Below are 18832 nucleotides of genomic sequence, written 5' to 3'. Positions count from 1 at the left end.
ATAATTCTCGAATCCGGGGCAACCGAATAAACAGTGGCAGTTCGGACGGCAATCGATAAAATACTGCCATGATCAACAGTGTCTCGGTCCTGGTGATGGACGGAGTGGCGCCGTTCGAATTCGGCGTGGTGTGCGAGGTCTTCGGCATCGACCGGTCAGCCGACGGTGTGCCGAACTTCGATTTCAAGGTCTGCGGGCCGGTGGCCGGGCAGCCCGTACGGACGTCGGTCGGCGCCTCTTTGACCCCCGACCACGGCATCGACCAGCTGCTGGGGGCCGACCTGGTCGCCATTCCGGCCGTGGCAGGTCCGGTCTATCCGCAGGCGGCGCTGGATGCCATCCGCAATGCCGCGGACTCCGGTTCGATGATCCTGACCATCTGCTCAGGGGTGTTCGTCGCCGGCGCCGCGGGGCTGCTCGACGGCCGGGCGTGCACCACGCACTGGATGCATGCGGACAAGCTGGCTCGCATGTTTCCCACCGCCCGCGTCGACCGTGACGTGCTGTTCGTCGACGACGGAAATCTGATCACCAGCGCGGGAACCGCTGCCGGCATCGATGCCTGCCTACATCTGGTGCGCCGCGAGATGGGTAGCGAGATCACCAACAAGATCGCGCGCCGCATGGTGGTGCCACCGCAGCGCGACGGCGGACAGCGGCAGTTCATCGAGCAGCCGATCCCGGTCCGGTGCTCGGAAGGCTTTGCGCCGCATCTGGATTGGATTCTGACCAACCTGCGGCAGCCGCACACGGTGGCGAGCCTGGCCAAACGGGCGAGCATGTCGGGGCGCACGTTCGCGCGGCGGTTCGTCGAGGAGACCGGCCGGACGCCCATGCAATGGGTCACCGATCAGCGCGTGCTGTACGCCCGTCGGCTACTGGAGGAGACGGATCTCGATGTCGACCGGGTGGCGGACAAGGCCGGATTCGGTACCGCAACCTTGCTGCGGCACCATTTCCGGCGCGTCGTCGGCGTCAACCCGTCCGACTACCGGCGGCGCTTCGCCTGTCCCAATCTGGTTGCGCCGCAAGCGGTTGACTAGCCCTGCGGCCGGCACTGCACGTTGACGTACACGGTGTCGAACTGACCGGAGTTGATGCGCTGGCCCCGGCCGTCGATGTTGGAGCCGGTCAGCCCGTGCACATCGGTCACCGAGCACGCCGACAGCGGGCCGGAAGTGCTGGTGTTGACCTGGACGTGATAGCCGCGGGACTGCAGCTCGTTGATGGTGTCGACGGCCGAGCCGCCGCCGGTCGGCAGCGCGGAGGCCGTGGCCGGGGCGAGTGCCGCGGCAGCGATTGCGGCTGCGGCGGCTCCGACGATGACGAGGCCGCGTCGATTGTTGTTTGCTTTCTGTTCACCTGAAATTCGGTATGCGGTCATGCTTCCGTTCTATCGGAGCATCACCGCATGTGGTACTGACTCATGCCGTTCTCATTGGAAAGCAGGCGGTTTCATGCCGTTCTCATTGAAACGGGGTTTTTAGCGCTCGCCCTCACCCGCGAGTGCGTACCGGTCATCGGCGGTCTGCTCGACCAGGCCGTCGACCAGCAGTGAGTCCAGGGCTCGGTCGCGCTGCGCGGTATCGGTGAGCCACGCCACATCCAACTGCGCCCGCGTCACCGGAGTTGCGCTGCCGCGCAACACATCCAGCAGCCGACCCCGGACCTGGCGATCGGTCCCGGCGTATTTCTGCACGGGACGCGTCGGCGCGTCCAGCTCCGGATGGCCGGCGCTGCGCCACGCGCAGACGGTCAACGGGCAGACGCCGCATTTCGGTGTGCGGGCGGTGCAGACGATGGCGCCCAGTTCCATCAACGCGGCCGAAAACACATGTGCCGTGCCATCTTCGGGCAGGAGCGCGGCGACGTCGTCGAGGTCACGCGAGCGTGCGGGCGTGTCGGCCACACCGCGAACCGCGCGTGCCACCACGCGGCGCACGTTGGTGTCGACCACGGGGACGTCCTGCTGATACGCGAAGCAGGCGACGGCCCGCGCGGTGTAGGCGCCGACGCCCGGCAGTGTCAGCAGCGTCTCGACGTCGCGGGGTACCTCGTCGCCGTGTTCGGTGGCGATGACCTCGGCGCATTCGTGCAACCGCTTGGCGCGCCGCGGATAGCCCAGCTTGCCCCACGCGCGCAGCACGTCAGCGGCCCCGGCCGCCGCGGTCGCGGACGGCGTGGGCCAGCGGGCGATCCAGTCCCGCCAGATCGGTTCGACCCGCGACACCGGGGTCTGCTGCAGCATGAACTCGCTGACCAGAATTTGCCATGCGGTGACATCCGGGGCCCGCCACGGCAAGTCGCGCTGCGCCGTGCGGTACCAGCCCAGGAGCTCGTCGGCGGGTATGAGAATTTGCCCTGAACTCATTGCGCGTCCGCTATGCGTGCAGGGCACAATGGGCGGCATGCCCAACTCGAACCCGATAAGCGCGTGGAAAGCACTGAGAGAGGGTAACGAGCGATTCGTTGCCGGTGAGTCGCTGCACCCCAGCCAGAGCATCGAGCGCCGTGCCGAACTGGCCGGCGGGCAGAAGCCGACGGCCGTCCTCTTCGGTTGCGCGGACAGCCGCGTCGCCGCCGAGATCATCTTCGACCAGGGTCTCGGCGACATGTTCGTCGTGCGTACCGCCGGTCACGTCCTCGACTCCGCGGTGATCGGCTCGATCGAGTACGCCGTGGCCGTTCTGGAAGTGCCGCTGATCGTCGTGCTCGGCCACGACAGCTGCGGTGCGGTCAAGGCCACCATCACGGCTCTCGACGACGGCGCGGTGCCGGGCGGGTTTGTGCGGGACATCGTCGAGCGCGTGACGCCGTCGATCCTCGTCGGCCGCCGCGAAGGACTCTCCGAGGTCGACGAGCTCGAGGCCAAGCACGTCAACGAGACGGTGCGCCTGCTGAGCGGGCGGTCGAACATCATCGCCGAGCGTCTGGCGTCGGGCAAGGTCGCCATCGTCGGCGCCACCTATCACTTGGCCGAGGGTCGGATCACCAAGCGCGACCACGTCGGCGATATCGGCGAATAGTCGGCGGAACTGGGGTGGCGAATACCACCCCAGTTCACAGACGACACGCCGGACCAGGTCAGAGCCCACCGCGTTTTGTGCCCTTACCGTGACAATGTGCCGGATCTAGAACCGCATGGCCCGCTGCCATCCCAGATCTATTTCCGTCGTCGGATGCTGGCGATCGGTGTCGCCGCAGTCGTCCTGCTCCTGGTTGTGATCATCGGGGTCGTCGTCTTCAGCAACAGCACGGGCGATTCCAAGGATGCTCAGCCCACCGCGAAGACGTCGACGTCCGCGACGCCGCTTCCGGGCGAAACACCCGGGGTGAAGAGTCCGATCGCGCCGCCGCCGAACGCGGCTCCGGCCCCGACGCCCACCCCGACCACCGCGGTCACGCCGCCGCCGGTGCTCAAGGCGGGCGACGACTGCCCGGACAGCACACTGGCCGCCAAGGGCATCACCAACCAGCCGACCTACGTGATCGGCGACCAGCCGAAGTTCACGATGGTGGTCACCAACATCGGCCTCGTCGAGTGCAAGCGTGACGTCGGTGCCGCGGTGCTGGCCGCCTACGTCTACTCACTGGACAACAACCGGCTGTGGTCCAACCTGGACTGCGCCCCGTCGAACGAGACCCTGGTCCGCGGCTTCAAGCCCGGCGAGCAGGTGACCACCGAGGTCACCTGGACCGGCATGGGCTCGGCGCCCAACTGCCCGCTGCCGCGTCAGGCGATCGGGCCGGGCACCTACAACCTGGTCGTCCAGCTGGGCAACCTGCGATCGGCCCCCGTGCCGTTCGTGTTGTCCGAGGCGCAGCAGCCCGGCGCGGGTGCACCGCCGGCGGGCGAGGCACCGCCCCCGGCGCCGGCGGCCCCGGCGCCCGGCGAGCCGACGCTGCCCGGCCCGGCCAACTGATCTCAGGCCAGCCGGTCTGCGATCGTCGACTCGGCGAGCAGCGACAAACCCTCACGGATGTGGCGGGCCCACATGGACCCGATGCCCTCCACCGACTGCAGGTCGTCGGCGCTCGCGGCGAGCAGGCCCTGTAGCGATCCGAACGACCGCACCAACAGGTCGACGTGTGCGAACTGCAGGCGCGGGATGCCGGCCATCGCCCGGTAGCCGCGCGAGCTCATCGCCGAATCCTGCGCCTCGGGCGTCGACGGATAACCGAAAACCCTTGCCAGCGTGGTGAAGTCGAGTAGCTCGTTGTCGCTCAGTGCGTCGAGCTCCTCGAGCGTCGCCGTCACCTGGTCGGCGGTCGGCGGGTCGGGGTTGGCGTGGTAGTCACGCACGATCAGTTCGCGGGCGGCGTCGTTGTCGCCGACGAGTTCGTCGAGCTGCAGCTTGAGCTGGCGGCCGTCGGTACCGAGCTCGACGACGTCGGCGTCGATCTCCAGGCTGATCCGGCGGACCATCTCCATGCGCTGCACGACGGTCATGACGTCGCGCAGCGTCACGAAGTCCTCGATCTCGGCCATCGACAGCTGCTTGCTGACCTCGTCGAGCCGGAACTTGTAGCGCTCCAGCGTGGCGATGGTCTGGTTCGCGCGCGACAGGATGGTCGCCGATTCCGGAACGACGTGCCGCTCCCCGGCGACGTACACCGTGACGATGCTCATCGAGTGGCTGACGGACACCACCGGGAAGCCGGTCTGGATGGCCGCGCGCTCGGCCGAGCGGTGCCGGGTACCGGATTCGTCGGTCGGGATGGACGGGTCGGGCACGAGCTGCACGTTGGCCCGCAGGATGCGGGTGAGGTCGCTGGAGAGCACGACGGCGCCGTCCATCTTCGACAGCTCCCGCAGCCGGGTCGGCGCGAACCGGACGTCGAGGGGGAAGCCGCCGTCGCAGATGGCCTCCACGCTGTCGTCGTAGCCCAGCACGATCAGCCCGCCGGTACGGCCGCGCAGGATGCGCTCGAGGCCGTCCCGCAGCGGCGTGCCGGGCGCCAGCTTGCCCAACGTCTCGCGCAGTGTCGGTCGGGCCAGATGCACGACGTTGCCGCGCCCGGCCCGGGTTCCCGCTTTCACCGACATCGGTGCACTCCTCGGTGGTTTTCCGGCCGGGCTCTACCCGGTCCGGTCCACATTCTCTGTGATCTTGCGTAACACCCGCAACGCCGCGGTGATGTTGTCGGCCGGCAGCACCCGAAGCCCGCGCGGCGGTGACTCGATTCCGGTGGGCACCACGGCCGTGGTGAAGCCGAGGCGGGCGGCCTCGGCGAGCCGGCGGTCCATGCCGGTGACCCGGCGCAGATCACCCGCCAGGCCCACCTCGCCGATGGCGATCGCGGTGGCCGGCAGTGGCAGGTCGGTGTACGCCGACGCGATGGCCAGCGCGACCGCCAGATCGGACGACGGATCGGTCAGCCGCATGCCGCCCACCGTGGACAGGTAGATGTCGTTGGTGCCGACGGGAAGCCGCGCCCGCTTCTCGAGCACCGCGGTGATCATGGCCGCGCGGGCCGAGTCGATACCGCTGACCGCGCGGCGCGGCGAACCCGCTGACGGCGAGCCGATCAGCGCCTGCACCTCGCCGATGAGTGGCCGCTTGCCGTCGAGGCTGACGGTCACCGCGGTGCCGGACACCGGGGCCGGCCGCTGGTCGAGGAACAGCCCAGACGGGTCGGCAACGCATTCGATTCCGTTGTCGTGCAACATGAAACAGCCGACCTCGTCGGCCGCGCCGAAGCGGTTCTTGACGCCGCGGACCATGCGCAGTGCCGACGCGCGGTCGCCCTCGAAGTGCAGCACGACGTCCACGAGGTGCTCCAGTGAGCGCGGCCCGGCGATGGCGCCGTCCTTCGTGACGTGGCCGACCAGAACCATCGCGATGCCCGTCGTCTTGGCCGCCATGGTGAGGGCAGTGGTGACGGCCCGGACCTGTGTCACGCCGCCGGTGACGCCGTCGGCCTCGGCGGTGGACATGGTCTGCACCGAATCCACCACCACGAGGGTGGGCTGGACTGCCTCGATGTGGCCGAGCGCGGTCTGCAGATCGGATTCGGCGGCCAGGTAGACGTCGTCGTGCGTGCAGCCGGTGCGCTCGGCGCGCAGCCGGATCTGCCCGGCGGACTCCTCGCCCGACAGATAGAGCGCACGCCGCCCGGACATGGCCCAGCGGTGCGCGACCTCGAGCAGCAGTGTCGACTTGCCGACGCCGGGATCACCGGCCAGCAGCGTCACCGAACCCGGTACGACACCACCGCCCAGCACGCGGTCCAGTTCGCTGATCCCGGTGTGGAAATGCCTGGTCGTGCCCGGATCGATCGAGCTGATCGGTACTGCGGGCGACGCCGGCGCGACGGCGCGATGCGTCGCGGGCGTCAGCGTGCTCAGTACGGCGACTTCGTTGACCGTGCCCCAGGTGCCGCAGTCCGGGCAGCGGCCCACCCATTTCGCCGTGGTGTGCTGGCACTCCGAGCAGCGGAACTGCGAACGTACTTTCGAACCGGTTCTGGCCATGCCGCGAACTTAGTCGCTGGTACCGACAGATTGCGTCAGGCTCGGCGTCCGAATCCGAGTCGCCTGGCCAGTTTTCGCATCAAGCCGGGTTGATCATCCGGGTGGTCCCCGATGACACCGAAATCCACGTGTACGGCGACGGGCCTGTCGTCGCGGTCGTACGTCGCAAGGACCGGGAAACCGCCGTCGCCCCAACCGGATCCGCTGACGACGACATTGGCACCGGAGGCCGGGTCGAGTGACACATTGGCGTAGCCCGGGCCGATATCCGGTGCCCACAGGCCGCGGTCGATGGCCTCGGCGCGATCTGCCAGCACTGAATCCTCGACCGCCGCATCGTGAACCGCGAGCAGCCCGTGGTCGGTGCCGGTGAACGCGCCGAAGCTGGGGACGGGCGGCACGAGTAATTCGTCGGCGGAACCGAGCAGGGCCGGTTGGCCGTCGCCGATCGCCACGCTCAAATATGCCTGGCGGGGCTCAGGAGTGCCGTCGTCGCTCACATCGACCACCGTTGCCCAAACCCGGTACGAGCCATTCGGGACGGCGAGTATGCAACCGCCGCTTCTCGGGCCGAACGGATCCCGCGCGATCAATGCGCCGGTACTGACCTGCACCGTTCCGAGTTCGACGACGGTGCATCCCGCAGCGCGACCGGTGGTGGCTGCGAGGAACGAAGCGAGGCTAGTGATGTCCCTCGCCGCCGCCGGCAGGTGCCGGAGCGGCGTCGCCGGCCTCGCGGCGCGGGGCCTCGCCGGCGGAGATCGGGACCGCGATGGTCTTCTCGCCGGCGTTCTGGAACTTGAACGTGAAGTTGTAGTTCAGGCCGTTGCTGATGGGCTTGGTCAGCGCCACCATCGCGATGGAGGTCGTGGCGTCCTCGGACCGCGGCAGGGTCTGCTTCTGGCCGTCCGGGGTGCCGACCAGCAGCACGCCGCCCGCGGGCACCGTGGTGCCGCCGTTGACCAGCACCTCGCCGGTGTCGGAGGTGATGCCGATCAGCTTGTCGGGGTTGTCGGGCGACTTGTTGGTCGCGACGAACAGCAGCTCGACCATGGTGCCGGGCTTGACGAAGTCGCGGGTCTGCGGGGCGCGCAGGTAGACGTTGCGCAGATCCACACCGGCCTTCTCGTTGCCGATGGTGGTGGCGGTGCCGTTGACCGCAGGCAGCTGGTTCGCGCTCTGTGAGACCTGGCCGCTGCTGCAGCCGGTGAGCGTCACCGCGGTGGCCAGCCCGAAGGCGGCCAGCGTGACGGCAGAAGTGCGCGATTTCATGCGGTTCACTCAAGCCTCCTGCTTGGGCGCCAGCGGCGATGCGCGTGACGGCCTTGGGTATGTCCTGCTGTGTCCCCGGACTGGTCCGGCGTTCGACTATGCAGAGTAGTAGGTGGCGGTTGGCGGCGGTAGCGGAGGCCCGCCATCTGCCTGGTTCGGGCGTCTTTCCGGCCGGGAATGACCGGTGAATGGGACGTGAATCCGGGGGAATTCGGCCGGATTGTGGCCCCCGCCACTGCACGTAAACGCCGCGCTGTCAACCCCTTTCACGCATCTGTATGGCCCCTGACCTGCATTGTTGATCCGCGGGTGTCTGACGCCCGTGCTAACATTGCTATGTGAAAGGGGCCCGAATCTGATGATTTTCAAGGTCGGAGACACCGTCGTTTACCCACACCACGGTGCAGCATTGATCGAGGCGATTGAAACCCGGACCATCAAAGGCGAGCAGAAGGAATATCTCGTCCTCAAGGTTGCGCAGGGCGATCTGACCGTTCGAGTACCCGCAGAAAACGCTGAATACGTCGGTGTTCGCGACGTGGTGGGTCAGGAAGGCCTCGACAAGGTGTTCCAGGTGCTGCGCGCCCCGCACACCGAGGAGCCGACCAACTGGTCCCGTCGTTACAAGGCGAACCTGGAGAAGCTGGCTTCCGGTGATGTGAACAAGGTCGCCGAGGTCGTTCGTGACCTGTGGCGTCGTGACCAGGAGCGCGGGCTGTCCGCCGGCGAGAAGCGCATGCTGGCCAAGGCTCGTCAGATCCTTGTCGGTGAGCTGGCCCTGGCCGAGAACACCGATGACGCGAAGGCCGCCACCATCCTGGACGAGGTTCTCGCCGCGGCGTCCTGAACGCCATCTCCAACGGAGCAGTGAACTTCCGTATCGGTCTCGGTACCGACGTACATCCCATCGAGGCAGGGCGGCCGTGTTGGCTGCTCTGCCTGTCCTTTGACGATGCTGACGGCTGTGCCGGGCATTCCGACGGCGACGTCGCCGCGCATGCACTCTGTGATGCCTTGCTGAGTGCTGCCGGCCTCGGTGACCTGGGCAGTGTCTTCGGTACCGATCGTCCCGAGTGGCGCGGCGTCACCGGCACCGACATGCTCAAACATGTCGCCACGCTGCTGACGGCTGCCGGTTTTCGGGTCGGCAATGCGGCGGTCCAGGTGATCGGCAACCGCCCGAAAATCGCGCCCCGCAGGGAAGAGGCCCAGCAGGTGCTGTCGGCGCTTCTGGATGCTCCTGTCTCCGTCTCGGCGACCACCACCGATGGTCTCGGGCTCACCGGTCGGGGCGAGGGTCTGGCGGCGATTGCGACGGCGCTGGTGGTCTCGCTCGATTAGGCCGGTAAGCTGGCCCGTCGTGACCGAAAACCGTCTCGAGGGCCTGAGGCTCTACGACACCATGACCGGTGCCGTGCGGGACTTCACCCCGGTGCGGCCCGGACACGCATCCATCTACCTGTGTGGCGCAACCGTGCAGGGCCTGCCCCACATCGGCCATGTCCGCAGCGGCGTCGCTTTCGACGTGCTGCGACGCTGGCTGACGGCCAAGGGCTACGACGTTGCGTTCATCCGGAACGTCACCGACATCGACGACAAGATTCTCAACAAGGCCGCCGAAGCCGGCCGGCCCTGGTGGGAGTGGGCCGCCACCTTCGAGCGGGCCTTCACTGCCGCCTACGACGCGCTGGGCGTGCTGCCGCCGTCGGCCGAGCCCCGGGCCACCGGGCACATCACCCAGATGGTCGAGGTCATCGAGAAGCTGATCGAGCGCGGGCACGCCTACGCGGCCGACGGCGACGTGTATTTCGACGTGCTGAGCCTGCCCGACTACGGCAAGCTCTCGGGTCACCGCATCGACGATGTGCACCAGGGCGAGGGCGTGGCGACCGGCAAGCGTGATCCGCGGGACTTCACCCTGTGGAAGGGCGCCAAGCCCGGTGAGCCGTCCTGGCCGACGCCGTGGGGCCGGGGCCGCCCCGGCTGGCACACCGAGTGCGTCGCGATGTGCCAGGAGTACCTGGGCTCGGTGTTCGACATCCACGCCGGCGGTATGGACCTGATCTTCCCGCACCACGAGAACGAGACGGCGCAGGCCAACGCCTGCGGCGACGAGTTCGCGCGGTTCTGGCTGCACAACGGCTGGGTCACCATGGGTGGCGAGAAGATGAGCAAGTCGTTGGGCAACGTGCTGGCGATTCCGGCTGTGCTGCAACGGGTTCGGGCCGCCGAGCTGCGTTACTACCTGGGCAGTGCGCACTACCGGTCCATGCTCGAGTTCTCCGAGAACTCGCTGCAGGACGCGGCCAAGGCCTACACCGGCATCGAGGAGTTCCTGCACCGGGTCCGCACCCGGGTGGGTGCCGTCGAGGTCGGTACCTGGACCGAGAAGTTCGCGGCCGCACTCGATGACGACCTGGCGGTGCCGGCGGCCCTGGCCGAGGTGCACGCCGCCCGCGCCGACGGCAACCGCGCGCTGGATGCCGGTGACCACGCCGGCGCGATGGCCGCGGCGACGTCGATCCGGGCCATGATGGGCATCCTCGGTTGCGACCCGCTCGACGAGCGCTGGGAAACCCGCGACGAGACGTCGGCAGCGCTGAACGCCGTCGACGCTCTGGTGCAGTGGGCGCTCAAGAGCCGCGCCGAGGCCCGGGAGAACCGGGACTGGGCTGCCGCCGACGCGATCCGCGACCAGCTGAAGCTGGCCGGCATCGAGGTCACCGATACCGCTGACGGCCCGCAGTGGGCCCTGACTGATGGGGTTCCTGGGGCGAGCGAAGCGACGGGGAAGAGGTAGGACATGGCCGGAAACTCCCAGCGCCGCGGCGCGATTCGTAAAGCGGGCACCAAGAAGGGCCCGACCGTCGGCTCCGGTGGCCAGCGCCGGCGTGGGCTGGAGGGCAAGGGCGCGACGCCGCGCGCCGAACAGCGCCCCAACCACAAGGCGTACAAGATCGCGCAGAAGGCCGCCCGGTCGAATCAGGGACGGCACAAGAAGACCGATGACGTCGAGGTCGTGGTCGGCCGCAACCCGGTCGTGGAATGCCTCCGCGCCGGCGTCCCGGCCACCGCGCTCTATGTCGTGCTGGGCACCGAGGCCGACGAGCGGCTGACCGAGTCGGTCACGCGCGCGGCCGATGCCGGTATCGCCATCATGGAGGTGCAGCGCCACGATCTGGACCGCATCACCAGCAACGGCATGCACCAGGGCATCGCGCTGCAGGTGCCGCCGTACCAGTACGCGCACCCGGACGATCTGCTGAAGTCGGCGACCTCCGACTCGAGCCCGGCCCTGCTCGTCGCGCTCGACAACATCTCCGACCCGCGCAACCTGGGCGCCATCGTGCGGTCCGTGGCGGCGTTCGGCGGGCATGGCGTGGTGATCCCGCAGCGGCGTTCGGCGTCGGTCAGCGCGGTGGCCTGGCGCACCAGCGCCGGAGCGGCCGCCCGGCTGCCGGTGTCTCGGGCGACGAATCTCAACCGAACGCTCAAGGATTGGGCCGACGCCGGCCTGACCATCGTCGGACTGGACGCCGGCGGCGACACCACCCTGGACGAGCTGGACGCCTCGGGGCCGATGGTCGTCGTGGTGGGCTCGGAGGGCAAGGGTCTGTCGCGACTGGTGCGGGAGAACTGCGACCACATCGTCTCGATCCCGATGGCGGGCCCCACCGAGTCGCTCAACGCGTCGGTGGCCGCCGGCGTGGTGCTGGCCGAGATCGCCCGGCAGCGCCGCTGATTCAGCGGTCGGTGCGGGGCCGCGTCAACTTGAAGCTGTCGACCGCCCGCACCTCGCCGAACGGACCGCTCACCGCGTAGTAGGTGGCGTCCATCGAGGTATTGCCACCCGGTTGGCCTGGGTCGACATCGAAAGCCACGAATCCGCACGGGTTTTCCCGATCGCGGAAGACGGACCAGGGCGCGGCTTCCTCGATGTAGTTCGGTGTCTTCCTTCCGGTGCCGGGATTCACCTCGCCGACGGACATGAGGACGCGGCAGCGCGGTTCGGGGAACAGCATCGTGTTCGACGGGATCGACGTGCCGCCCCCGCCGATGACCAGGTGCACGGTGCCCTTGCTGGTGTCGATCGAGTCCGATTGTGCGGCAACCGGATTCGGTGTCAGGGTGTCGGTCGGCAGGGTGCCGCGGAGCGCATGGCTGCGTTCGTAGTGGTGCTCGTGCCCGCACACCACGAGGTCGACGTTGAACCGGTCGAACAGGGGCAGCCAGTTCTCGCGGATGCCGAGGTCGGCGCCGTTGGTCTTGTTGCCCGTGGAGACCGCCGTCTGGTGCATGCACACCACCACCCAGTCGATGTCCTTGTTGCTGCGGGTTCGTTCGAGTTCTTTTTCCAGCCAACGTTTTTGGGCGCCACCGGAGTAGCCGCGCACGTATGAGTTGCCGCCGTCCTGGTAGCAGACGTCGTCGTTGGCGAGGATGATCACGCGGACCGAGCCGGCGGTGAAGGCGTACCAGAGGCCACGCAGTTCGGGGTCGGAACCGGAGTCCGGCAGCCCGAAGTAGGCCTGGTAGGCGCCGTAGCCGATGGGGCCGTTGCCCAGTTCGTTCTCGTGATTGCCCGGCGCCGGCATCCACGGCCGGTGCCGCGCGGAACGGGTGTTGTTCTCGAACCATTCCGACCAGGTGCGGACCCGGTCGTGCGCGAGGTTGGCGTAGCAGAGGTCGCCGTTGACGAGGTGAAACAGCGGGGCCAGCCGTTCGACCGCGGTGGTGATGTCGCCGGCGGCCGGCGATCCGACGTGATCGCTGCCGAACGATGCCGCGACCTTGGCGTCGAGCATGGGCGTCGACTGGTCGCCGAAGCTGGTGAACCGGATGGGTGCGCGGCCCCGGGGTGCGGTACGCACCGAGCCCAGTTCGGGACTCGCGCCGTCATGCACGGCGGCGTAGATGTAGTCGGTGTCGGGCGCGAGGCCGGTCAACCGGGCATGGTGGACGCGAATCTCACTGCGTGACGCCGCGTCGCGGTAGGTGACGGTCTCGGCCGCGACGGCGGTGCCGACACCGTCGTCCGGGGTGCCCAGCATGACGTGGGGATTCTGCACTGCGGACGCGGTGTGCCAGGACACCACGACCTCGGTGGCCGCGTCGGAGCCGAACTGGGTGTGCAGCCCGGTGACCGGTGGGGCGCCGCCGCGGTCGGCCCGCTGCCACAGCATCGGACCGCTGCGCGTGGTCGTGACGTATCCGGTGGCGCCGGCTCCGAGGCCCGCGCCGACGAGAGCCGACGTGCCTCCCACGATCAGCGATCTGCGGCTCACGTCCACGACAGCCATCTTGCCTGCGATGCGGACCGCCGGCCCGGCGGCAGCGCCGCCCGACAACGAATCGACGTGTGCTGTTCTCGCCGCGGTAACCGCGCTGGCTCAGCGGCGCTGCAGCTCGACGACCGGGATGACGCGGTCGGTCTTCTTCTCGTAGTCGGCGAAACCGGGTGCGCGCTCGACGATGCGGGCGTAGGCGGCGTCCCGTTCGGCACGGGGCAGTTCGCGCGCCACGACGTCGTATTCCTCGGTGCCGATTTCGATGTGGGCGTTGGGATTTGCCCGCAGGTTGTGTACCCAGGCCGGGTCGGCGTCGGCGCCGCCGGCGGATCCGACGATCAGTCGCTTGCCGTCGATGACGAACGTGGCCGCCGGGTTCACCCGCGGCTCACCGCTCTTGGCGCCGGTGGTGTGCAGCAGGAGCAGCGTCAGGTTCTCGAACGGTCCGCCGACCTTGCCGCCGTTGGCCCGGAATTCGGCCATGATCTGTTCGTTCCAGCTGTCGGCCATTCGTCTTCCCCGCTCATCGCAGTCCCAACATCGAACAGGTCAACCATAATCCGGTCACGGCCAGAATCAGGGTGACCGGCGCCGTCACCAGCCCGACGGTCGTGAACTCCCGGGCCCGCGCGGGCATCTCGCCGCGGACCACGTTGCGCCACAAGAGGTTCGACAGCGACCCGGGGTAGGTCAGGTTGGGGCCGATGTTCACCCCGATGAGGACCGCCAGCACCGCGACCGGCCCACCGGCCGCGACCAGCGGCAGCAGCACCAGCACGGCGGGCAGGTTGTTGATCAGATTCGAGAGCAGCGCCGCGATGGCCGCGATGCCGAGCAGTGCCGGCAGCGTGGCGCCGTGTGGCAGCAGCTGAGAAAGGACCCGGCCCAAACCGAGATCCAGTACCGCGCTCACCAATACACCCAGCGCCAGCACGGCGACGAGGAACGGCACGTTGGCCGCCCGCACGATGCCCATGGGCGTCTCGTGACCGCGCACGACGGCCCGCACCGCCAGCACCGCGGCGCCGGCGAACGCGGCCCACGCCGGCTCCAGCCCGAGCAGTGAAGTGGCGCCGAAGCCGATGAGCGTCAGGATCAGCACGGTCAGGACGAAATACGGGATCTCGGGTGGGGGTGGGGCCGGTCGGTCCACGGCGCCGGCCTGCAGTTCGCGCCGGAAGTACCACCGCAGCAACACATATTCGGCAGCGACGGCGAACAGCCAGGGCAGGGACATCGCCGCGGTGAATCTGGTGAAGCTCAGGCCTGCGGTCGTGAAGGCCAGCAGATTCGTCAGGTTCGATACCGGCAGCAGCAGCGACGCGGTGTTGGCCAGGTGCGCCGCGGCATAGCCGTGCGGCCGCGCCGGCACGCCGAGCGTGCGTGCGGTCGACAGCACGACGGGCGTCAGCAGCACGACGGTGGCATCGAGGCTCAGCACGGCGGTCGTCCCGGCCGCGATGATGAAGACGATGACCAAGAGGCGGCGCGCCGCGGACTGTCCGGCGCCCCAACTGTGCCGGGCCATGTAGACGCCGGCGGCGTGGAAGAGCCCTTCGTCGTCGCAGAGTTTGGCCAGCACCAGGACCGCGGCGAGAAACCCGACGACCGGCAGCAATCGGCCGATCTCGTGGAGTGCGGTGTTCACAGCCAGGGATCGGCGGGTTGCCAGAGCGTCGGCAGATGCAGCGGCAGGCCGTCGTCGGCGGCCAGCCGGCTCAGGACGCGCATCGAGACGTCGAGGTCGTCACCGGCGTACGGCAGGGCGCGCAGCGGCTCGTGCAGGGGCCGGAAGAAGTCGTCCCAGTGCGTCAGCACCACCCGGCGCGCCCCGACGGTCCGAACCGTCTCGTTCCAGTAGTCGACGAGGTACTGCTCGGGCTGCAGACCGAGCTGCCCGATCCCGAGATACACGACCTCGGCGCGTTGCCCGGCGAGGGCGCCCGGCACGAATCCGGCGCTGCCGACGGCGAGCAGACGACGGCCGCTGCTGCGGTGGTGGATGTGCGTCGACCACGCCTCGCCGCACTTGTATGCCGATGCTCGTACCGGCGGCACCACGGGTGCGGTGATGGTGCCGGGAAAACGGTCGGGTGGGCAGTGGTGTCCGGTGAACAGCGTTACGTCGAAGGCGCCCAACGTGATCGGCTCGCCGGGAGTGGCCACCGTCAACTGCGCGTCGGGAAGCCCGCCGCCGCGGCCGATGTTCGCGGCCGACGTCCCGCCCACCAGCTGTGCGCCGGTGCGCGCGGCGACGACAGCGGAGTCCATGGCGTGGTCGAAGTGCGTGTGGACCGGCAGCACCGCATCGAGCCGGTCGATGCCGAGCCGGTGCAGGCAGCCATCAATGCGCGGTAGTGCGGGGTTCAGCCGGCCCAGCCCGACGGCCAAGAGACTCGGCCGGGAGAAGAAGCCGTCGGTCAACAGCGCCGACGAACCGTCGGACACCAGCATGGTGGTGACGCCGGCCCAGGTGACGGTCAGCGGCGAGTCGGAACCGGCCGCGGGCTGGTCGAAGTAGCGGGTGTATGCGGCCAGGTCGGGCCGGCCCAGTTTCGGTCGCATCAGCAGAAGGCCTCGATCTGTACGTTCTCGGTGGTGAGCCGGTCGAGGACGGCCCGCGCGATGTCGACGGCGCCGGGCGAATCACCGTGCACACAAATTGATTTCACGGTGATCTTGATGGTTGAGCCGTCGACGGCACCGACGCGGCCGGCGGTCACCATGGAGGCCACCCGATCGGCGATGGTGGAAACGTTGTGCAGCACCGCATTGCGCTGCGTGCGCGGCACCAGTTGTCCGTCGGGGCGGTAGGAGCGGTCGGCGAAAGCCTCGGGCACGGTGCGAAGTCCGATTTCTTCGGCGGCGGCGAAGAACGCCGAACCGGCCAGTCCCAGCACCGGGAGCGATGGGTCGACGGCGTGCACCGCCGCGGCCACGGCCCGCGCCTGCACATGATCGGTGACGATCGTGTTGTACAGGGCGCCATGGGGTTTGACGTAGCTGACAGTTGATCCGGCGACCTGCGCCAGCGCCTGCAGCGCGCCGATCTGGTAGATCACGTCGGCGGTCAGGTCCTCGGAGCTGACGTCGATGTAGCGGCGCCCGAAGCCCGCCAGATCGCGGTAGCCCACCTGTGCGCCGATCCGCACGCCGCGTTCGGCGGCCGCCCGGCAGACCCGCAGCAGCCCGGCCGGATCACCGGCATGGAAGCCGCAGGCGATGTTGGCGCTGGTGACCAGATCGAGCATCGCGTCGTCGTCACCGAGGCGCCACACCCCGAAGCCCTCGCCGAGATCGGCATTGAGATCCACCACCGCCATGGCAGCCAGCCTAGGCTCGACGCCATGTCCACTCGTGACGACATTCTGATCACCGCCTTCGGTCTCGCCCAGCTGATCGCCGCGGGCGACGTGACGCTGCTCGATGTGCGCTGGCAGCTGGCCAAGCCCGACGGCCGCGACGACTACCTGGACGGGCACATCCCCGACGCGGTCTACGTCTCGCTGGAGGACGAGCTGTCCGATCACACCGTCACGGGCCGTGGCCGTCATCCACTGCCGTCGGGCGCCGCGGTGCAGGAGGCGGCGCGCCGGTGGGGCGTGCGGGATGGCGTGCCGACCGTCATCTATGACGACTGGAACCGCGCGGGCTCGGCGCGCGCCTGGTGGGTGCTGCGCGCCGCGGGCGTCGAGAACGTCCGCATCCTGGACGGCGGGCTGGCCGCCTGGACCACCTCGGGTGGTCCGCTGGACCGCGGTGACGTCGAACCGGCACCGGGCGACGTCACCGTCACGCACCAGGACCTGTATGCCGGCGCCATGCCGACGCTGACCGCCGACGAGGCCGCCGCGCTGGGCCCGCGCCTGGGTGACGTCCGCGCGCCGGAACGGTTCCGTGGCGACGTCGAACCCATCGACCCCATCGCCGGGCACATTCCGGGGGCGATCAACCTGCCGAGCGTGCTGGCGGCCGACGGCACCCTGCGCACCGATGGAGGCGCAGACGTGGACGGTGTCTACTGCGGTTCGGGCGTCACCGCGGCGGTGGCGGTGGCCGCGCTGGCGGCCGCGGGTCGGGACGTCGCGCTGTTCCCCGGTTCGTGGTCGCAGTGGAGCAACGAGCCGGGGCGAGCGGTCGGGCGAGCGTAGCGACGGGTGGTCGATCCCGCTACCGGCGACTGACCCGTCCGACGCCCCAGCACAGCAGGAAGATGCCGAACGAGATCGACGTGACGAACACCGAGACCGGCACACCCGGCGCCAGCGACAGCACGATGCCGCCGACCGCGGCGATCTCGGCGAACACCACCGACGCCACGATGGTGGTGACGGGGGAACTGAAGACCCGGCCCGCCGCGGCGGCCGGGGTGATCAACAGCGACATCACCAGCAGGGCCCCGACGATCTGCACGCCCTGGGCGGCCGCGACACCGACCAGCGCGGCGAACACGATGCCCAGCGCTCGCACCGGAACCCCGCGGGCGGCAGCCACTTCCGGGTCGGCGGTGGCGAACAGCAGCGGCCGGTAGCAGGCTGCCAGGATCGCGACCACCAGCACGGTGACGACTGCCAGCAGCGTCAGTCCCGAATAGCCGACGCCGACGATCTGCCCGGTGAGCAACGCGAAACTGGTGCCGGTGCGACCGGGGTACAGGTGGATGAACAGCACGGCCAGACCCAGCCCGAAGGCCAGTACGACGCCGATGGCCGAGTCGCGCTCGCGTGAGCGTTGCCCCAGGATGCCGAAAAGGATTGCTGCCAGGGCACTTCCGACGAGGGCGCCGAGGCCGACGTTGAGCCCGGTCAGCAGTGCGAAGGCCGCACCGGTGAGGGAGAGCTCGCTGGAGCCGTGCACTGCGAACGACATCTGCCGCATCACGATGAACGGTCCGATCAGGCCACCGAGCAGCGCCAGTAGCGCCGCGGCGAGCACGGCCTGCTGGACGAAGTCGCGGCCGAGCAGGTCCGCGGTCAGCGCCGTGTTGAAGAAGTTATTCACAGCAGTGTCCGCTCGCATGCTCGGAGTTGTCCACGCCGGCACCGTCCTGGCCGACGACGACGTACTGGCCACCGATCCGGGCGACCTGGATGTCGGCGCGGTACAGCGCGGACAGCGTTTCGGACGTCATGACCTCCTCGACGGTGCCGATCCGGAAGCGGCCGTCGACCAGGTACAGCACGCGGTCGACGTACGGCAGTACGGGATTGACCTCGTGGGTGACGAACAGGACCGCGGTACCGGCGTCCTTGCGGCGCTGGTCGATGAGGGCCGACACCAGTTTCGCGTTGGCCGGGTCGAGGTTGAGCAGCGGTTCGTCGCACAGCAGCAGCGCGGGGTCGGACGCCAGGGCCTGCGCGATGCGGACCCGCTGCAGTTCGCCGCCGGACATCACCGAGACGGGGACGTCGGCCAGCCGCGCGCCGTCGACCTGGCCGAGTGCCTGGGTCACCACGGCGCGGCGCTGCGCGCGCTTTCGCGGACCGGCGAAACCCCACTTGTGCCCGTCGCAGCCGAGGCCGACGAGGTCGCGGCCGCGCAGCGTCAGCCCGGTGTCCAGTGAGCGGTGCTGCGGCACGTAGCCGATGGCGCCGGTGGTGGTCATCCGCCCGGCCGTCAGCAGCTGTTGGCGCAGCAGCACTTTGAGCAGCGAGGTCTTGCCGGTGCCGTTCGGGCCGAGCACCGCGATGAACTCGCCGCGGCGCACCGTCAGGTCCAGCCGGTCCCACAGGACGCGGTCGCCGAACGACAGTCGTGCGCCGGTGAGTTCGGCGACCGCTTCAGAAGGCACGGTTAC

20 protein-coding genes and 1 pseudogene are annotated in these 18832 nt (G+C 69.0%); 8 read left to right on the top strand and 13 right to left on the bottom strand.

Annotated features, from left to right (window positions below; translation table 11 throughout):
• Positions 1-68 precede the first annotated feature (68 nt).
• Complete coding sequence (locus ACJH6J_RS06665; RefSeq protein ID WP_226519855.1) at positions 69-1043, top strand: GlxA family transcriptional regulator; 975 nt, start codon at positions 69-71, stop codon at positions 1041-1043.
• On the opposite strand, the gene ACJH6J_RS06660 is transcribed toward ACJH6J_RS06665, so the two are convergent.
• Positions 1040-1384, bottom strand: coding sequence for a hypothetical protein (locus ACJH6J_RS06660; RefSeq protein WP_135356479.1), 345 nt, complete (start codon positions 1382-1384; stop codon positions 1040-1042). The two genes, ACJH6J_RS06665 and ACJH6J_RS06660, sit on opposite strands and share 4 nt — an antisense overlap.
• Positions 1385-1483: 99 nt before the next feature.
• The gene (locus tag ACJH6J_RS06655; RefSeq protein WP_135356480.1) at positions 1484-2371 is read right to left on the bottom strand and encodes an A/G-specific adenine glycosylase; all 888 of its coding nucleotides are present in this window, start codon (positions 2369-2371) and stop codon (positions 1484-1486) included.
• A 37-nt stretch (positions 2372-2408) separates the two neighbouring features.
• Between ACJH6J_RS06655 and ACJH6J_RS06650 the strand changes: the two genes are divergently transcribed.
• Both ACJH6J_RS06650 and ACJH6J_RS06645 read left to right on the top strand, forming a co-directional pair.
• A complete protein-coding gene (locus tag ACJH6J_RS06650; protein ID WP_135356481.1) occupies positions 2409-3026 on the top strand; it encodes a carbonic anhydrase in 618 nt (205 codons plus the stop codon).
• Between the two features lie 153 nt (positions 3027-3179).
• Entirely contained in the window at positions 3180-3923 is a 744-nt protein-coding gene (locus ACJH6J_RS06645; protein WP_135356528.1) for a hypothetical protein, read from the top strand.
• A 2-nt stretch (positions 3924-3925) separates the two neighbouring features.
• On the opposite strand, the gene disA is transcribed toward ACJH6J_RS06645, so the two are convergent.
• The 4 genes from disA to ACJH6J_RS06625 form a co-directional block, all read right to left on the bottom strand.
• Complete coding sequence (disA, locus tag ACJH6J_RS06640; protein WP_346415104.1) at positions 3926-5005, bottom strand: DNA integrity scanning diadenylate cyclase DisA; 1080 nt, start codon at positions 5003-5005, stop codon at positions 3926-3928.
• A gap of 75 nt (positions 5006-5080) precedes the next feature.
• Positions 5081-6475: a DNA repair protein RadA gene (radA, locus tag ACJH6J_RS06635; RefSeq protein WP_135356482.1), complete on the bottom strand. Its 1395-nt coding sequence runs from the start codon at positions 6473-6475 to the stop codon at positions 5081-5083.
• A 35-nt stretch (positions 6476-6510) separates the two neighbouring features.
• Positions 6511-7089, bottom strand: a complete 579-nt coding sequence (locus ACJH6J_RS06630; protein WP_212807273.1) for a DUF4241 domain-containing protein — start codon at positions 7087-7089, stop codon at positions 6511-6513.
• A 67-nt stretch (positions 7090-7156) separates the two neighbouring features.
• Positions 7157-7756 carry a hypothetical protein gene (locus tag ACJH6J_RS06625; RefSeq protein WP_371825686.1) on the bottom strand — a complete coding sequence of 200 codons (600 nt, stop codon included), beginning with the start codon at positions 7754-7756 and terminating at the stop codon, positions 7157-7159.
• A gap of 349 nt (positions 7757-8105) precedes the next feature.
• Between ACJH6J_RS06625 and carD the strand changes: the two genes are divergently transcribed.
• The 4 genes from carD to rlmB are packed head-to-tail and all read left to right on the top strand — an operon-like array spanning position 8106 to position 11489.
• Entirely contained in the window at positions 8106-8594 is a 489-nt protein-coding gene (gene carD, locus ACJH6J_RS06620) for an RNA polymerase-binding transcription factor CarD (protein WP_020100886.1), read from the top strand.
• A 20-nt stretch (positions 8595-8614) separates the two neighbouring features.
• Positions 8615-9088, top strand: coding sequence for a 2-C-methyl-D-erythritol 2,4-cyclodiphosphate synthase (gene ispF / locus ACJH6J_RS06615; RefSeq protein ID WP_020100885.1), 474 nt, complete (start codon positions 8615-8617; stop codon positions 9086-9088).
• Between the two features lie 19 nt (positions 9089-9107).
• A complete protein-coding gene (gene cysS, locus ACJH6J_RS06610) occupies positions 9108-10547 on the top strand; it encodes a cysteine--tRNA ligase (RefSeq protein WP_256445373.1) in 1440 nt (479 codons plus the stop codon).
• Positions 10548-10550: 3 nt separating this feature from the next.
• Positions 10551-11489, top strand: coding sequence for a 23S rRNA (guanosine(2251)-2'-O)-methyltransferase RlmB (gene rlmB, locus ACJH6J_RS06605; protein WP_064984810.1), 939 nt, complete (start codon positions 10551-10553; stop codon positions 11487-11489).
• 1 nt (position 11490) lies between these two features.
• On the opposite strand, the gene ACJH6J_RS06600 is transcribed toward rlmB, so the two are convergent.
• From ACJH6J_RS06600 to ACJH6J_RS06580, 5 genes and pseudogenes are all read right to left on the bottom strand, one after another.
• Entirely contained in the window at positions 11491-13047 is a 1557-nt protein-coding gene (locus tag ACJH6J_RS06600) for a metallophosphoesterase family protein (protein WP_212807271.1), read from the bottom strand.
• Positions 13048-13137: 90 nt separating this feature from the next.
• Positions 13138-13545, bottom strand: a complete 408-nt coding sequence (locus tag ACJH6J_RS06595; protein WP_212807270.1) for a nitroreductase/quinone reductase family protein — start codon at positions 13543-13545, stop codon at positions 13138-13140.
• 13 nt (positions 13546-13558) lie between these two features.
• Positions 13559-14728, bottom strand: a pseudogene (locus ACJH6J_RS06590) (SLC13 family permease); the annotation flags it as partial.
• Entirely contained in the window at positions 14680-15600 is a 921-nt protein-coding gene (locus tag ACJH6J_RS06585; protein WP_318985410.1) for an MBL fold metallo-hydrolase, read from the bottom strand. The gene ACJH6J_RS06585 and the pseudogene ACJH6J_RS06590, both read right to left, overlap by 49 nt.
• Positions 15600-16358: a 5-oxoprolinase subunit PxpA gene (locus tag ACJH6J_RS06580; RefSeq protein WP_318985411.1), complete on the bottom strand. Its 759-nt coding sequence runs from the start codon at positions 16356-16358 to the stop codon at positions 15600-15602. The genes ACJH6J_RS06585 and ACJH6J_RS06580 overlap by 1 nt, the downstream gene beginning before the upstream one ends.
• 24 nt (positions 16359-16382) lie before the next feature.
• Here ACJH6J_RS06580 and ACJH6J_RS06575 point away from each other — a divergent pair, with 24 nt between their 5' ends.
• Positions 16383-17186, top strand: coding sequence for a sulfurtransferase (locus tag ACJH6J_RS06575; RefSeq protein WP_406784036.1), 804 nt, complete (start codon positions 16383-16385; stop codon positions 17184-17186).
• A gap of 19 nt (positions 17187-17205) precedes the next feature.
• Here the strand turns inward: ACJH6J_RS06575 and ACJH6J_RS06570 are convergent, their stop codons facing one another.
• Both ACJH6J_RS06570 and ACJH6J_RS06565 read right to left on the bottom strand, forming a co-directional pair.
• The gene (locus ACJH6J_RS06570) at positions 17206-18054 is read right to left on the bottom strand and encodes a metal ABC transporter permease (protein WP_406784037.1); all 849 of its coding nucleotides are present in this window, start codon (positions 18052-18054) and stop codon (positions 17206-17208) included.
• A complete protein-coding gene (locus tag ACJH6J_RS06565; protein WP_346416110.1) occupies positions 18029-18826 on the bottom strand; it encodes a metal ABC transporter ATP-binding protein in 798 nt (265 codons plus the stop codon). The genes ACJH6J_RS06570 and ACJH6J_RS06565 overlap by 26 nt, the downstream gene beginning before the upstream one ends.
• Positions 18827-18832: the final 6 nt, after the last annotated feature.

The organism is Mycobacterium sp. SMC-18, from assembly GCF_045310895.1.
Lineage (GTDB): Bacteria > Actinomycetota > Actinomycetes > Mycobacteriales > Mycobacteriaceae > Mycobacterium.
This window is presented reverse-complemented; position numbering and strand designations above follow the sequence as displayed.